This window comes from Archangium primigenium (assembly GCF_016904885.1).
In the GTDB taxonomy this organism is placed as follows: Bacteria; Myxococcota; Myxococcia; order Myxococcales; family Myxococcaceae; genus Cystobacter; species Cystobacter primigenius.
In genome coordinates this window covers 9,416,174-9,431,900 of record NZ_JADWYI010000001.1, presented here as the reverse complement: position 1 = coordinate 9,431,900, position 15,727 = coordinate 9,416,174, and the positions used below count along the sequence as shown (strand labels likewise).

At 68.6% G+C, this 15,727-nt stretch carries 12 protein-coding genes; 8 read left to right on the top strand and 4 right to left on the bottom strand.

Going from position 1 to position 15,727, the window contains the following annotated elements; all coding sequences use genetic code 11:
- Positions 1-4: 4 nt before the first annotated feature.
- The 5 genes from treZ (at position 5) to I3V78_RS38605 (ending at position 7,753) form a co-directional block, all read left to right on the top strand.
- Complete coding sequence (treZ, locus tag I3V78_RS38625) at positions 5-1,849, top strand: malto-oligosyltrehalose trehalohydrolase (protein WP_204496225.1); 1,845 nt, start codon at positions 5-7, stop codon at positions 1,847-1,849.
- 178 nt (positions 1,850-2,027) lie between these two features.
- A complete protein-coding gene (locus tag I3V78_RS38620; RefSeq protein WP_338023866.1) occupies positions 2,028-3,317 on the top strand; it encodes a discoidin domain-containing protein in 1,290 nt (429 codons plus the stop codon).
- Between the two features lie 119 nt (positions 3,318-3,436).
- On the top strand, positions 3,437-5,107 hold the full coding sequence (locus I3V78_RS38615; RefSeq protein WP_204496220.1) for an ATP-binding protein: 1,671 nt from the start codon (positions 3,437-3,439) through the stop codon (positions 5,105-5,107).
- A gap of 85 nt (positions 5,108-5,192) precedes the next feature.
- Positions 5,193-6,668, top strand: a complete 1,476-nt coding sequence (locus I3V78_RS38610; protein ID WP_204496218.1) for an ATPase domain-containing protein — start codon at positions 5,193-5,195, stop codon at positions 6,666-6,668.
- The gene (locus tag I3V78_RS38605) at positions 6,665-7,753 is read left to right on the top strand and encodes an ATP-binding response regulator (protein ID WP_204496216.1); all 1,089 of its coding nucleotides are present in this window, start codon (positions 6,665-6,667) and stop codon (positions 7,751-7,753) included. The genes I3V78_RS38610 and I3V78_RS38605 overlap by 4 nt, the downstream gene beginning before the upstream one ends.
- Here the strand turns inward: I3V78_RS38605 and I3V78_RS38600 are convergent.
- The 3 genes from I3V78_RS38600 to I3V78_RS38590 form a co-directional block, all read right to left on the bottom strand.
- The gene (locus tag I3V78_RS38600; protein ID WP_204496213.1) at positions 7,750-9,324 is read right to left on the bottom strand and encodes a serine/threonine protein kinase; all 1,575 of its coding nucleotides are present in this window, start codon (positions 9,322-9,324) and stop codon (positions 7,750-7,752) included. The two genes, I3V78_RS38605 and I3V78_RS38600, sit on opposite strands and share 4 nt — an antisense overlap.
- Positions 9,325-9,416: 92 nt before the next feature.
- Positions 9,417-10,163: an ABC transporter permease gene (locus tag I3V78_RS38595; RefSeq protein ID WP_239577011.1), complete on the bottom strand. Its 747-nt coding sequence runs from the start codon at positions 10,161-10,163 to the stop codon at positions 9,417-9,419.
- An 11-nt stretch (positions 10,164-10,174) separates the two neighbouring features.
- Positions 10,175-11,152, bottom strand: a complete 978-nt coding sequence (locus I3V78_RS38590) for an ABC transporter ATP-binding protein (protein ID WP_204496209.1) — start codon at positions 11,150-11,152, stop codon at positions 10,175-10,177.
- A gap of 175 nt (positions 11,153-11,327) precedes the next feature.
- Here I3V78_RS38590 and ettA point away from each other — a divergent pair, with 175 nt between their 5' ends.
- The 3 genes from ettA (at position 11,328) to I3V78_RS38575 (ending at position 15,000) form a co-directional block, all read left to right on the top strand.
- The gene (gene ettA, locus I3V78_RS38585) at positions 11,328-13,007 is read left to right on the top strand and encodes an energy-dependent translational throttle protein EttA (protein ID WP_204496207.1); all 1,680 of its coding nucleotides are present in this window, start codon (positions 11,328-11,330) and stop codon (positions 13,005-13,007) included.
- Positions 13,008-13,091: 84 nt separating this feature from the next.
- A complete protein-coding gene (locus tag I3V78_RS38580) occupies positions 13,092-14,222 on the top strand; it encodes an AAA family ATPase (RefSeq protein WP_204496204.1) in 1,131 nt (376 codons plus the stop codon).
- Positions 14,215-15,000, top strand: a complete 786-nt coding sequence (locus tag I3V78_RS38575; protein WP_239577008.1) for a hypothetical protein — start codon at positions 14,215-14,217, stop codon at positions 14,998-15,000. Before I3V78_RS38580 ends, I3V78_RS38575 begins: the two co-directional genes overlap by 8 nt.
- Here the strand turns inward: I3V78_RS38575 and I3V78_RS38570 are convergent.
- Entirely contained in the window at positions 14,980-15,714 is a 735-nt protein-coding gene (locus I3V78_RS38570; RefSeq protein WP_204496202.1) for an immunity 52 family protein, read from the bottom strand. The two genes, I3V78_RS38575 and I3V78_RS38570, sit on opposite strands and share 21 nt — an antisense overlap.
- Positions 15,715-15,727 lie beyond the last annotated feature (13 nt).

Here is a 15,727-nt window from a genome sequence, read left to right as displayed (position 1 = left end):
CGCCATGGAACAAGCCAAGACGGCGAGAGGTCAGGCCCCGCGGTTGGGCGCCTGGGTGGAAGAGGGCGTGGGTGTGCGCTGGCGGGTCTGGGCCCCCACCCATCAGAAGGTGGAGGTGGTGTTACACGGGCAGGACGGGCAGCCAGGCGACGTGGTGCCCTTGAAGGACGAGGGCCAGGGCTTCTTCACCGGCTCGCTCGCCGGCCGGGGCGCGGGGGTGCGCTACAAGCTGCGCGTGGATGGCGAGGGCCCCTTCCCGGACCCCTGGAGCCGCGCCCAGCCCGAGGGCGTGCACGGCCCGTCCGAGGTGGTGGTGGCGGACTTCGCCTGGACGGACAAGGACTGGAAGGGCGTGGACCCCAAGGCCCAGGTCATCTACGAGGTGCACGTGGGCACGGTCACGCCCGAGGGCACCTTCGACGCGCTCATCTCCCGGCTGGACGCCATCAAGGACCTGGGCGCCACCACGCTGGAACTGCTGCCGCTGTCGAGCTGGCCGGGCACGCGCAACTGGGGCTACGACGGCGTGGCGCTCTTCGCGCCGCCGGCCGTGTACGGCGGCCCCGAGGGCCTCAGGCGCCTCATCGACGCGGCGCACGCGCGGGGGCTCGGGGTGCTCATCGACGCCGTGTACAATCACTTCGGGCCGGACGGGAACTACCTGCGCTGCTTCTCGCCGCACTACTTCACCGGCAAGCACCACACGCCCTGGGGCGAGGCCATCAACTACGACGGCGAGGGCTCGGACGTGGTGCGCGAGCTGGTGCTCTCCAACGTGGACATGTGGATCCGCGACTACCACGCGGACGGCCTGCGCCTGGACGCGGCCCACGCCATCATCGACGACTCGCGGCCGCACCTGCTCACGCGGATCGCCGAGCGCGCCCGGGCCGCCGCCGGCGAGCGCACCGTCACCGTCATCGCCGAGGACGATCGCAACGACACGAAGCTCGTGGGCCCGCCCGAGCGCGACGGCCACGCGCTGGACGGCGTCTGGGCGGATGACCTGCACCACCAGCTGCGCCGCGCCTTCGCGGGCGACAGCGAGGGCTACTACGCCGACTACACGGGGAGCGTGGCGGACATCGCGCGCACGCTGCGCCAGGGCTGGTTCTACGAGGGCCAGCAGTCCCAGGTGCACAAGAAGCCGCGCGGCACGCCCGCCTCCTCGGTGGAGCCGTGGCACTTCGTGCACTGCATCCAGAACCACGATCAGATCGGCAACCGGGCCCAGGGCGAGCGCCTGGGCGCGGACGTCACCCCGGCGGCCTTCCGCGCCATGAGCACCGTGCTCCTGCTCTCCCCGTACACGCCCTTGCTCTTCCAGGGCCAGGAGTGGAACGCGAGCTCGCCCTTCATCTTCTTCACGGACCACAACGCGGAGCTGGGCAAGCTGGTGACGGAGGGCCGGCGCAAGGAGTTCGCGGGCTTCTCCAAGTTCTCCGGGGACACGGTGCCGGACCCGCAGGCGAGCGAGACGTTCGAGCGCTCCAAGCTCGACTGGAGCGAGGCGGACAAGCCCGAGCACGCCGGGGTGCGTGCCCTCTACAAGGAGCTGTTGCACCTGCGCGCCACCGAGCCCTCGCTACAGCCCCGGGGCCGCGGCTCCTACGACGCCCGGCCGCTGGGCGACAACGGCTTGCTGCTCGAGCGTCAGGGTCCCGAGGACTCCTTCCAGGTCATCGTGGCCGTGAAGGGCCCCCTGGAGTACCCGCTGCCCGAGACAGCCCGGCTGGTGCTCTGGAGCGAGGCGGCGCGTTTTGGCGGCGCGGACGAGAAGTCGCCCCTGACGGCGGGCGTGCTCAAGCTCCAGGGCCCGTCGGCCGTGGTCGTGCGACTGACGAAGTAGGGCGAGCCTCGGCGGGCGCCAAAGGCATACATGGGGAGGCATGGACTCAGGGCCATGCCCCCGTGGCTGGGATGAAACGAAAGGGAGAGGAATTGTCCTCTCCCTTTTGTGTTTCGAAAGCCACCCCATGGAAGGCGCTTCAGGCCTTCCCCTCCCCAAGGACCCCCGATTGAATCTCGTGTCTTCGCGCCGCGGACGGCTGTCCGCCCTGGGTGTTTGTTGTCTCGCTTCCCTCACCGCCGCGCCCGTGCTCGCCGCGGGAGGCTTCGTGTCCGCCACGGCGAGCGGGCATGACGGCAACACGCCCGCCCAGGCCATCGATGGGGTGCTCTCCACGCGCTGGTCCGCCGACGGCAAGGGCCAATGGCTGCAAGCGGATCTGGGCCGCGCGCAATCCCTCTCCGGCCTGGAGATCGCGTGGTACCGGGGGGACGAGCGCTCCTCGCGCTTCACCCTCGCGACGTCCACGGATGGCAAGTCCTTCACGACCGTCTACGCGGGCGCCTCCGTGAAGCAGAAGGCCGCCGAGCGCTACGCCTTCCCGGCCCACACCGCGCGCTACGTGCGGGTGACGGTGAACGGCAATACCCAGAACGCCTGGGCGAGCATCTCCGAGCTGGCCGCCATCCTGGGCGGCTCCACGCCCCCGCCCCCGGCGCCGGAGCCCACGCCCGAGCCGACGCCGGAACCCTCTCCGGACGCGGATGCGTTCGGCGTCACCCAGCTCTACCCCACGCGCGCGGGCGGCGAGGCGTGGGTGCTCTCCGAGGGGGTCCTGGCGGACAAGCGCTTCGATCCGCAAAACCCCATCAGCCGCAACACCGACGGCTCCTGGAAGATGAAGAGCGACAAGGTGCGCATGAGTGTCTTCACCTCCACGGGGTATGACTCCAAGCTCATCCCCACGTATGACCCGGACGTGCTCGCGAGCCGTGGCTACATGCAGGCGGCCAACGACTGGAAGAACGTGGAGATGACGGGCTTCGTCAAGGTGAACGCCGCCAAGGACATGAGCGACAACTTCTCCTGGTACGCGCGCGGGGGCCGGCACACCGACTCGCTCGCGTGCGAGGGCACCTCCTACAAGGGCAGCCTGCACTTCGACGGCCGCGTGCGCTGGCAGAAGGAGGCCTGGCACGTGAGCTACGAGCAGACGCCCTACAAGACGGGCACCGCCTCGCTCAAGGGCCGCTGGGTGGGCTTCAAGTCCGTCATGCGCAACACGACAGCGGGCGGCAAGCCCGCGGTGAAGCTCGAGCTGTGGCTCAACGAGAACGCGGACAAGGTCACCTGGAAGAAGGTGTACGACTACACCGACTCCGGGCAGATGGGCGGTGACACCCAACGCTGCGGCGGCGCCGTCAACGGCATGCCGCTGACCTGGGGCGGCCCCATCGCCACGTTCCGCTGGGACAGCGCCACGGACGTGGACTTCAAGTGGCTGAGCGTGCGGGAAATCTCCGAGTAGTCGCTCCCTCCCACCCCCGGTGAAACGCGGGGTGCCAGGAGTACGGCATCTCGCGTTTTCCCGGGAGAAGACGTTAGGCTGTGCACGTCGCCCGGGGGGACACGTCTTCGAGGTTTTTCATGTCCGCCGGAAACGAGCCCCGTCCTCCCCCCGCCTCGCGCCCCGAGGCGTTCACGGACGCATGGCGGGGGATGCTGACGGAGGTGGAGCTCACGAGTCCGGACGGGTGCGCGGTCCTGCGCGCCGTGCGCGACGCCGCCGGGACGCTCCTGGACTTCGAGTGGGTGTTCTTCAACGCCGCGTCCGCGCCCCTGGCGAGTCTGGTGGGCATGCCCATGGTGGGCCAGCGCTTCCTGGAGCGCTTCTCCTCGCCGCTCGCCCAGATGCACTTCGCCGTGTTGCGCCAGGTGGTGGAGACGGGGCAGCCCTGTATCCAGGAGGTGCTCCTGCGCGAGTCCATGTGGCTGCGGCTGGCGATGCACCGCTTCCGCGACGGCGTGGTGCTGCGCGCCCAGGACATCACCCCGAGCAAGCACGCCGAGCGCGAGCGCGACGCGCGGCTGTTGCTCGAACAGGTGGGCCGCCGGGACGCGGAGGCGCTCGCGCGGCAGCAGGCGGTGGAGCTGGACACGGCCCGGGTGCGGCTGGCGCGCACGGAGAAGCTGTCCATGGCGGGGCAGCTCGCGGCCAGCGTGGGCCATGAAATCAACAACCCCCTGGCCTTCGTCCTGGGCAACCTGCAGGTGGTGCTCGAGCAGCTCGCCGGGGTCGCGCGGGACGGGGAGCCCGCCCAGGCCGAGCGGCTGCGCGAGCCCCTGCGGGCCCTGGAAGACGCGCGCCGGGGCGCCGAGCGCATCCGCTCCATCGTGAAGGACTTGCGCACCCTGTCGCGCGTGGAGGACTCGGAGCTGAGCGCCGTGGACGTGCACGCGGCGCTGGAGTTCAGCCTGACCATGGCCATGCCCCAGGTGCGCCACCGGGCCCGCGTGGAGCGGCGCTACGGCGCGGTGCCCCGGGTGCTCGCCCATGAAGGCCGGCTCGGCCAGGTCTTCCTCAACCTGCTGGTCAACGCCGCCCAGGCCATGCCCGAGGGCCAGGCGGCCGAGCGCTGCATCACCCTGACGACCTGGCGGGAGGGGGCCCAGGTGGTGGTGGAGGTGCGCGACAACGGCCAGGGCATGACGCCCGAGGTGCTCGGCCGCGTCTTCGAGCCCTTCTTCACCACGAAGAAGGCCCGGGGCGAGGGCCTGGGCCTGGGGCTGTCCATCTGTCTGGGGCTCGTGCACGGCATGCAGGGGGACCTGAAGGCCGAGAGCGAGCCCGGGCGGGGCAGTGTCTTCCGGGTGAGCCTGGGGGTGTGCGAGGACGTGTCCATCCAGGCGCTGGAGTCGGCGCGCACGGTGGCGGACGTGCAGGCGCGCAAGCGCGTCCTGGTCATCGACGACGAGCCCGCCATTGGCACGGTGCTGCGGCGCATCCTCGGCCGCCTGCACGACGTGGTGGTGCTGCGCAGTGGCCGCGAGGCGCTCGCGCTCCTGGCCCAGGACGACGCGTTCGACCTGGTGCTGTGTGATTTGATGATGGTGGAGATGTCGGGAATGGAACTGCACGAGCGCCTGGCGCCGACGCACGGCGAGCTGCTCTCGCGCTTCGTTTATATGACGGGCGGCAGCTTCACCCCCCGAGCGCACGAGTTCCTCAAGACCGTGCCCGCGCGCCGCATCGACAAGCCCTTCGAGGCGGACGTCATCCGGGCCCTGGTGGCCCAGGCCCCCTCCCGGCGCGCCTGATCTCCACGGCGTGGATGGCGTCGGGGGCGGTCCGTGTTAGGAGCCTGGACGAACCCCTGGACCTCCACTGTCGAGGACGCACTGGATGACTGACTCCGAGACCGGGTCGCGGCTGTTTCCCACCGGTATCCCGAACCTGGACCGCGTCCTGGGGGGTGGCATCCCCCGACGTCAGTCCCTCATCGTCACGGGGGAGCCGGGCTGTGGCAAGACGATCCTGTGCAGCCACATCGCCTTCAGCGCCGCGGCGCGGGGGGTGCCCGTGGTGGTGGCCACCGTCACCTCCGAGCCGCACGACAAGCTCATGCAGTCGCTCTCCGACTTCGCCTTCTTCAAGAAGGAGCTGCTCGGGGAGGACTTCTTCCTGGTGAGCGCCTACGCGTCGCTGAAGAAGGGCGCCAAGGAGGCGCGGGACGTGCTGCTGCGCACGGTGCGCGAGCGGGGCGCGAAGCTGCTCTTCATCGACGGGCTGCGCTCCATCCGCGACCTGTGGCAGGACGAGGCCCGGCTGCGCGAGTTCCTGTACGAGCTGGGCATTGGCCTGGCCGCCATGGACTGCATCGGGCTGTTCACCACCGAGTACGGGCTCGACAAGCTGCTGGCCCTGCCAGAGGCCACCACGGTGGACGGCATCGTCTCCGTGAGCGTCCAGCGGAGGGGCGTGCGCCGGCTGCGGCGGCTGGAGATCGTCAAGCTGCGGGGCCAGCGCCACTTCACCGGCGAGCACCTGCTGGAGATTGGCGCCGGGGGCATGTCGGTCGTGCCGCGGCTGGAGTCCGAGACGCTGACGCCCCGGGACGAGGCGCCCCCGCCCCAGCGCATGGGCTTTGGCCTGCCCGAGTTCGATGCGTTGATGCTGGGCGGGCTGCCGGCGCACAGCACCACGCTGCTGGCGGGCAGCATCGGCATTGGCAAGACGCTGCTCGCCACGCACTTCGCCACGGAGGGCGCCCGGCATGGGCAGCGCACGCTGTTCGTCTCCTTCTTCGAGACGCCCGCGGTGCTCTTCCAGCGGGCCCATCGCGTGGGCCTGGAGGTGGAGGACGTCCTGAAAGGCGGCATGCTGCGCATGATCCACCTGCCCCCGTCCGAGTGGGAGGCGGACGCCATCGTGTACCGCATCCTGGCGGACGTGGACCGGCTGGGCATCCAGCGGCTCGTGCTGGATGGGCTGACGGAGCTGGAGCTGGCGGTGGCGGACGTGGAGCGGCGGCGCGTCTTCCTGGCCGCGTTCAGCAGTCACCTGCGCGAGCGCCGGGTGACGTCCCTGTTCACCAAGGAGGTGTCGAAGATCTCCGGCACGGAGCTGGACTTCAATGACTCGCCCGTCGCGCTGCTGGGCGAGAACGTCATCCTCCTGCGCTACGTGGAGCTGCGCGGCCGCATCCACCGCATCCTGTCCATCCTCAAGATGCGCGACAGCCGCTACGACGCGAACCTGCGGGAGTTCGACATCAGCGACACCGGCATCCGGGTGCTCGAGCCCCTGCGCTCGGCGGAGGGCCTGCTCACGGGCAAGGCCCAGCCCCTGGGCACGGCGATTGGTGGAGTGGATCAATGAGCCTCATCCTCATCGCGGAGGACGAGGAGGCGATGCTCGACATCTTCGGGCAGATCCTCGAGGACCTGGGCCACCGTGTCCTCCGGGCCCCCAACGGCGAAGAGGCGCTGATGCTCGCGCGCACGGAGCGGCCGGACCTGGTGGTGAGCGACCACATGATGCCCCGGCGCACGGGCATGGAGCTGCTGCGCGCGCTGCGCGCCGACGAGCGGCTGCGCGACGTGCCCTTCCTGCTGCTGAGCGCCGCGACGCCCGAGGGCCGGGGCGAGGCGGACCTGTTCCTGGCCAAGCCGGTGGACCTGAACACCTTCGAGAACGCCGTGCTCCGGATGCTGCGCGAGCACGCCTCCCCGGAGGCCACGCCCCCGTCCAAGGCCCGGGAGAAGCACGCCGAGTCCACCCTGGACGCCTCCCTGCGCGAGGAGATGCTCAACTGGGTGGCGCACGAGATCAAGACGCCCCTGAGCTCCGCGCGGCTCAACGCCCAGATGCTGCTGCGCCGGCAGGCCGAGGCCACCGACGACGAGCGCCGGTACACGGAGGCCATCCTGCTGCAGATCGACCGGATGAACTCCCTGGTGTCCTCCATCCTCGACGCGGCGCGGCTGTCCGAGGGCAAGATGGTGCTGCGCCCGGAGACCGGGGACCTGGCGGCGTTCCTGCGCGGCGTGGTGCGCGAGTGGGGGGAGTTGCAGCCCCAGGTGACCTTCTCGCTCAAGGGGGCGGGGGAGCGGGTGGAGCTGTCCTTCGACGCCGAGCGGGTGCGCCACATCCTCAACAACCTGCTGTCCAACGCGGTGAAGTACGGGGGCGAGTCGCGGCGCGTGGAGGTGGGGGTGACGCCGCACCCGGGCCTGGTCGTCATCGAGGTGCGCGACTGGGGTCAGGGCATCTCCGCCGCGGAGGTGCACCACATCTTCGAGCGCTTCCACCGCGCCTCGGGCTCCGAGGGGGCGGGACACGGGCTGGGGCTCTACATCGCCTCGGCGCTCGCGCGGCTGCACGGGGGCTCGCTGTCGGCCCAGTCCACGCTGGGCGAGGGCTCCACGTTCAGCCTCCGGCTGCCACGGGCGACGCGCGCCTAGCGGCCCATCTTGATGTCGAGCGCCGGCGGCGGACGCGGCGCCGGCGCCCGCCGGGGCGGCTTGTGGGCGGCGGGCTTGGGGTTGAGCCGCACGGAGACCTCGGGCGCGTCCTCGGGCGACACGCGCCGCGAGGCGGGCTCGTAGCCCTCCAGCCGCAGCGCCAGTGTCAGGGGCGGCGCGTTCGCGGCGAGCGGCATGTCCAGCGGCGTGCGTCCGGAGCTCTGGCCATTGACCTCCACCTGGGCCCCCGGCGGCTCCGAGCGCACCGTGAGCATGACGGGTCGCGGCGCGGGGGGCGGCGAAGGCGGCTCGGTGGGCGCGGGGGTTGGGGGCGGGGTGACGGCCACGGGGGGGGGCGGCGCCTGTTGCCGCAGGAGGATGACCGCGGCGCCGGCCATGAGCAGCATCAGCCCCAGCACCGTCCCCACCCGGCCCGCCGACAGCCGGCGCCGGGGCAGCTCCACCTGGACGCTGCGCGTGTGGTGGGTGTCCGGCGTCGGCCCGGAGCGCGAGGGTGTATGGCCGCCCCCCGACGCGGGCACGAGCGACTGGGACTGCGAGCGCTGGGTCGTGCTGCGCGAGGGGTTCGAGTGCGCATCCAGATCGCTGTCCTCGGTGAGCTGATCCAGATGGGCGGGGTTGGCCTCCAGCGCGATGCGCTCGGCGTACACCTCATGCAGCCAGGCGGACAGGTGCGCGGTGCTGGCGGGCATGCGCTGCTGCAACAGGAAGTCCTCGATGGCCAGGCGGAAGGCGCCACAGTCCGGGAAGCGCTGCTCGGGCACCGGCGCGAGCGCCTTGAGCACGAGCGCGTCGAGCTCCGGCGTCACCGCGGGCCGCAGCTGCGAGGGCGGGGGCACCTGACAGTCGCGCACCAGCCGCAGCGTCATCATGTCCGACTCGCCCTTGAAGAGGCGCCGGCCGGTGAGCAGCTCCCAGAGCACCACGCCCAGGGCGAACAGATCACTGCGCGGATCCACCGGCAGTCCGTTGGCCTGCTCCGGGGACATGTACGGGTACTTGCCCTTGAGCACGCCCGTCGCCGTGTGCGACGCGCTGCCCGCCGCCTTGGCCACGCCGAAGTCGATGACCTTCACGCCCCCGTCGAAGCCCACCAGGATGTTCTGGGGCGACACGTCCCGGTGCACCAACTGCAGCGCCTGGCCCTGCGGCCCACACGCCTGATGCGCGTAGTGCAGGCCCGCGGCCGCCTCGGCCACGATGCGCAGCGCCAGCCCCACCGGCAGGCTCTGACTCCGCGTGCGCGCGAACTTCTCCAGCCGCCGCAGATCCTCGCCCTGGACGTACTCCATGACCAGGCAGTGCCGGTCCTCCAGCTGCGTCCACTCGAGGATGGTGATGAGGTTGGGGTGGCGCAGGCCCGCCACCAGCTGCGCCTCCTCCTGGAACATCTCCAGGAAGTCCTCGTCCTGGCTCAGGTGCGGCAGCACACGCTTGAGGACCACGAGCCGCTCGATGCCCGCGTTGCGCTCCAGCGCGAGGAAGATCTGGCCCATTCCCCCGGCCGCGATCTTCCTCAGCAGCTGGTATTTCCCGAGCGACACCGACATGACGCACCACGATAACGCGGCTTCCAAGAATCCGCGAATAGTGGGCCGGACTCCTCGTCCCGCCGACCAGGCAGGCAGTCAGCCAGTGAGCCTTAGGCCTTGAGTTTGTATCCAGAGCGCAATGCCGCCCAGGCCAGGCCGGTGGAGACGAGCGCCACCCCCACCAGGATGGCGCTGCCCGTGCCGGCGGGGAACCCGCTCCGCCCGAGCATGCCGTAGCGCAGGCCCTCCACCATGTAGACCATGGGGTTGAACAGGCTCACGTGGTTCCACGGCGCCGGCAGCTCCCGCACCGAGTAGAAGATGCCGCCCAGGAAGGTCAGCGGCGTCATCACGAAGGTCGGAAAAAAGTTCACCTGCTCGAACTTGTCCGCCCACACGGCGGCGAGAATTCCGATCACGCTGAAGGTGTACGAGGACAGCACCAGGAAGAAGAGCGTGATGACGGGGTGCTCCACGTGCGCCCCGGTGAAGAAGCCGGCCACCACCCAGGTCAGCACGCCCACCATGAGCCCGCGCACCATGGCGCCGCCGATGAAGCCCGTCATCAGCTCGAAGGGGCCGAAGGGCGCCGCGAGCAGGTCCACCACCGTGCCCTGCATCTTGGTGATGAAGAGCGAGGAGGAGCTGTTGAGGAAGGCGTTGTTCGCCAGGCCCATGAAGACGAGCCCCGGCACGATGAAGCGCAGGTAGGGCACGCCGTCCACCTCGTGGACCCGCCCGGAGAGCGAGTAGCCGAACACCAGGAAGTAGAGCGAGGTGCTGATGAGCGGCGAGAGGATGGTCTGACCCGGCACGCGCATGAAGCGGCGGATCTCCTTCACCAGCAGGGTCTTCATCCCAAGCGTGTTCATGACGTCACCCCGGGGGTGGTGGAGGCGGGCGAGGCGGTGGGCGCGGCGGCGGGCCGACCCCGGAGGATCTCGATGAGGATGTCCTCCAGGCGGGAGTTGCGCGTCTCCACGGTGCCCACGGGCAGGCCCTGCACGTAGAGCGTGCGCAGGATGTCGCCGCCGGGCTGGCTGCCCTCGCGCTCGGGGTAGGTGAGCCGCAGGCCGTCCGGCGAGAGCGTGGCCCCCGCCTGGCGCACGCCCTCGGGCAGCGCGCTCACGGGCGCGGTGAACTGCACGAGCAGCCGCTTCTCCCCGAGCCGCTTGAGCAGCGTCACCTTGTCCTCCACGAGGAGCAGCCGCCCCTCGTTGATGACGCCCACCCGGTCGGCCAGCTCCTCGGCCTCCTCCAGGTAGTGCGTGGTGAGCACGATGGTGGTGCCCTCGGCGGCGAGCCGGCGCACGTACGTCCACAGGTCGCGCCGCAGCTCCACGTCCACGCCCGCGGTGGGCTCGTCCAGGAAGACGAGCTTGGGCCGGTGCACCAGCGCCTTGGCGATGAGCAGCCGGCGCTTCATGCCGCCCGACAACGCGCGGGTGATGGCGTTGGCCTTGCCCTGCAGGTTGAGCGCGGTGAGCACCTCCTTCACCCGCGCCTCGTCCCGGGGCTGTCCGTAGAAGCCCTGCTGGATGTAGAGCGACTCGGCCACCGTGAAGAAGGGGTCGAAGTTGATCTCCTGCGGGACGAGCCCCACCTGGAAGCGCGGCTTCACCGGGTCCACGTCCAGGTCCTGCCCGAACACGAACACCTTGCCGCGCGTCTTCTTCACCAGCCCACACACCGAGCCGATGAGCGTCGTCTTTCCGGCGCCGTTGGGGCCCAGCAGGGCGAAGATCTCCCCGGGGCGGATGCTCAGGGAGACCTCGGACAGGGCGGTGTGCTTGTCGCCATAGGTCTTGGTGAGACCCTGGAGCTCCAGCGCGGGGGGCGAGGACATGGTGGGAGGGCCTTTAGCACCCCCGCCGGACGCGGGCTCATCGTTTTGATGACGCTGGACGTCAGCGTCCGGGCAGACGGACGGGGAGCGTCTTGCGCCCGCCGTGGCTCCTTAGTATCCGCCCCCCTGCGTCCCCCTTCCCCCCCGCGTCGTCCCAGGAGCGAGAGAAAGCACGATGGCCCAGAACTTCATCTTCACCATGCAGGACCTGCGCAAGGTCAAGGGCGGCAAGGACATCCTCAAGGGCATCTACCTGTCCTTCTTCCCCGGCGCGAAGATTGGCGTCATCGGTCCGAACGGCTCCGGTAAGTCGACGCTCCTGCGCATCATGGCGGGCGAGGACAAGGAGTTCTTCGGCGTGGCCAAGCCGGACCCGGGCGCGCGCGTGGGCTACCTGCCCCAGGAGCCCCAGCTGGACAACTCGCTGGACGTGAAGGGCAACGTGGAGCTGGGCCTCAAGCCCATCCGCGTGCTGCTCGACCGCTTCAACGAGGTGAGCGCGAAGTTCGCCGAGCCCATGGACGACGCCGCCATGGAGAAGCTGCTCGCCGAACAGGGCCGGCTCCAGGACGCCATCGACGCGAGCAACGGCTGGGAGCTGGACCGCACCCTGGAGATGGCCATGGACGCGCTGCGCCTGCCGCCCGGCGACGCGGACGTGTCCAAGCTGTCCGGCGGTGAGAAGCGCCGCGTGGCGCTCTGCCGCATCCTCCTGGAGAAGCCGGACCTGCTGCTGCTCGACGAGCCGACCAACCACCTGGACGCCGAAAGCGTCGCGTGGCTCGAGCAGGCGCTCAAGGAGTACAAGGGCACCATCGTCTGCATCACCCACGACCGCTACTTCCTCGACAACGTGGCCGAGTGGATTCTGGAACTCGACCGCGGCGAGGGGGTGCCCTGGAAGGGCAACTACTCCAGCTGGCTGGAGCAGAAGCAGAAGCGCCTGGAGCTGGAGGAGAAGACCGAGAGCTCGCGGCAGAAGACGCTCAAGCGGGAGCTGGAGTGGGTGCGCGCGTCGCCCAAGGCCCGTCAGGCCAAGAGCAAGGCGCGCATCGCGGCCTACGAGCAGCTGCTCAACCAGACGCAGGAGAAGCGCGACCCCACGGGCGAGGTGACGATTCCGCCCGGGCCGCAGCTCGGCGGCCTGGTGGTGGAGGCCAAGGGCCTGCGCAAGGCGTTCGGCGACCGGCTGCTCATCGATGATTTGAACTTCAAGCTGCCGCCGGGCGGCATCGTGGGCATCATCGGGCCGAACGGCGCGGGCAAGACGACGCTGTTCCGGATGCTCACGGGCGTGGAGAAGCCGGACGGGGGCGAGCTGCGCATCGGCGAGACGGTGAAGCTCGCGTACGTGGACCAGAGCCGCGACGCGCTCGCCGGGGACAAGAGCGTGTTCGAGGAGGTGAGCGGGGGGTTGGATCACCTGGACCTGGGCCGGGCGGGGCAGATGCCGAGCCGCGCGTACCTGGCGGGCTTCGCCTTCAAGGGGCAGGACCAGCAGAAGCGGGTGAAGGACCTGTCGGGCGGCGAGCGCAACCGCGTGCATCTGGCGAAGATGCTCAAGAGCGGCGGCAACGTGCTCTTGCTCGACGAGCCGACGAACGACCTGGACGTGGAGACGCTGCGCAGCCTGGAGGACGCGCTGCTCAACTTCGCGGGCTGCGCGGTGGTCATCAGCCACGACCGCTGGTTCCTGGACCGCATCGCCACGCACATCCTGGCGTTCGAGGGAGACAGCCGGGTGTTCTTCTTCGAGGGCAACTTCGAGGACTACGAGGCGGACAAGAAGAAGCGCCTGGGGCCCGAGTCGCTGGAGCCGCACCGCATCCGCTACCGGCCGCTGCAGAAGAGCTGAGCCGAGCAGATTCCCACGGCCCCTCTCCCGAGTCCCGGGGGCGGGGCCGCGGTGTATTCAGGCACCTCGTGAGGGAGGGCAGTCGTGATCCAGAAGGTCTCGTTCCGCAACTTCAAGGCATACCGCACGCTCGACCTGGACCTGGAGCGGCTCACCGTGCTCGTGGGTCCCAACGCGTCTGGCAAGACGACGCTGTTGCAGGGCCTGCGGCTCGCAACGGGTTGGGCTGCATTTTCCGACCTCCTGCCAAGTGCATCAGAACTCTCCGCACTGAATTCGTACGGCACGAGTAGTCCGATAGAGTTGGCTTTGTCGGGCTCTTGGAAGGGCGTTCCTGGTTCTGTAAGCATCACCAGTGAGCCCGACAAACCGGATGCAGTGGTGAAGGGGCAATGGCAGGGGAGTGCATTTTCGTTCACCAACGGGATGGAAGTGCGTCCCCTGGTGAAGTTGCAGGTCGATATAGGTGAGTTCATGGGCCTGCTCCGTTCGACCTCGATCCTGCGCTTTGAATCGCATGCCCTGGCGGCGGCGGCGTACAGCGAGGATCCAGTCCCCGCCATTGCTGGCAACGGAGAAGGCCTTGCCTCCGTCCTCGCTTACTTGAAGCTGAGCCAGGATGAGGTGTTCGACGAAATCGAGCTGGCACTCAAACAAATTGTTCCCGCGGTCCGGCGCATTCGGATCGAGCGCGCGGAGGTCAAGCAAACCGCTCTCAGGACGCTCTCCTTTGAGCAACAGCAACATCGGACCTCCGAGCAGCGGACCTTGTGGGGGAACAAGGTGATCTTGGACATGAGGGGAGCCAAGGGGGTCGCCGCGGATTCGGCGGGTGAAGGCACCTTGATGGTCCTCGGACTCCTGACGGTCTTGATGGGTCCCCAAAAGCCGCGGTTGGTGCTGCTGGACGACATCGAACTGAACCTTCATCCCGTGGCGCAGGGAAAACTCGTCGAGACGCTGCGCAAGCTCCAAGAGCGTGACCCTGAGCTACAGATCGTCGCGACCAGCCATTCGCCCTTCATCCTGAACTACCTCAGGCCCGAGGAGGTCCGGATGGCCTTCCTTTCCGAGAACGGCTTCGCGCGTTGCGAGAAGCTCACGGCCCATCCCGAATTCGAGCGCTGGAAGGACATGATGAGCCCCGGTGAGTTCTGGAGCACCGTGGGCGAGTCGTGGGTGGAGAATGCGGAGGCGCCCAAGGGCCATGAGTGACGCCGCCTTCGAATTCGGAATCGTCTGCGAGGCTCCGGCAGACCAGAAAGCTGCGTGTGGACTCGCGGATCGGGTGCTCCTTGAAGAAGTAGATTGGATAACCCACAAGAACTTGGAGGATTACCGAAAGTGGCGAGGGGCCACGATGGGCGCGGACTTCTTGGGGTGGGGCTCTGTTGGTAAGGAATTCCAGACTGCGGGACTCAAGGGCGTTTTCGGCAGATTCGATGGTCGGCCCGGGGCTCCTGATGCACATGCCGCGCGACGCGCGCTTCTCCTCATGGCTGCGTCCGCACGATGCCCGGATGCCGTGGTCCTGATGCGAGACAGTGATGCCGAACCCGAGCGGCGCATCGGACTCGAACAGGCCCGGGATGAATGGAAAGGACCCTTCCCTGTCATCATTGGCTTGGCTGAGGCTAAGCGAGAGTGCTGGGTGCTGAATGGATTCGATCCGAGGAACAAGGAGGAAGAGAAGCGCTTGGACGGTGAGCGACAGCGACTTTCTCTCCACCCTGTTCTCGAGGCGCACCTCCTGGATCCAAGTACACGCGGCTCCAAGAAGGATGTGAAGCGGGTCTTGGAAGCGCTGATTCCGAAAGATGAAGATCCGAAGCGGGTGCGCGAGTGCGCCTGTCTCGAGGAAACACCTCTCGCGACCTTGTCCGCGCGTGGGGTCGACACAGGCCTCACTGCCTATATCCAGGAAGTCCGAGATCGGCTTGTTCCCATCTTCAAGGGCAATCCTGGGCCCGCGTCAGGACGACACGGTTCGTAGAAGACCCGCCTTCTCCAGCAGGGGATGCACTCGCTGGGCGAGATCGATGTGTTCGGGGTTGTCCGCAGTCAATTTCTCGGGCGTGAGGATCACGAGCGTTCCCTTGTCCTCCACGGGCTCGATGCGAACGGGGGCGGGCAGTGGCGGGACCGTGCCTTGCTCACGCGGGAAGTACATCACCCAACTCATGTACGTTCCCGCGACTCCCGTGGCGGAGATCGTGTCGCGGTGCATGGTCGAGGTGGCGATGGCGGTCTCCGGTTCCCAAGCAAGCGCCATGCTCCGGACGACTTCGGCGAGGACAGGCGCGGACAAGACTCGCTCCGCATTGGGTCCTCGGGTCGGAAGATTGAGCACGCAGCGGTTGGACCGCACCTCGCCATACCCGCCACAGCAGAAGTTGAACCCGCTCGCGTCGTAGTCGTCGAGTGCCCCATTCCACGCCCAGACCGAGTACCCAATCTCGTCGAAGAATCGATCCTTCCCCCGTCGGATCAGTTTCTCAAGGGATGGCAGCGATGGCTCGATGACGCGCTTCAACGCATCCTTGCGGGACTTGCCCTGCTGGAACCAGCGCGCGAAGGCCGGGTCAATGTTGATCATGGCCTTCAGAAACTTTTCCGCGCGGAGGGCGCACTCCTCTGGCGTCTCCTTTCGAGCACCCCAGTAAGCACCGGCGATGTATGAGTCGATTCTCTTGAACGTGTCGGGCATTTGCTGAGTGTCC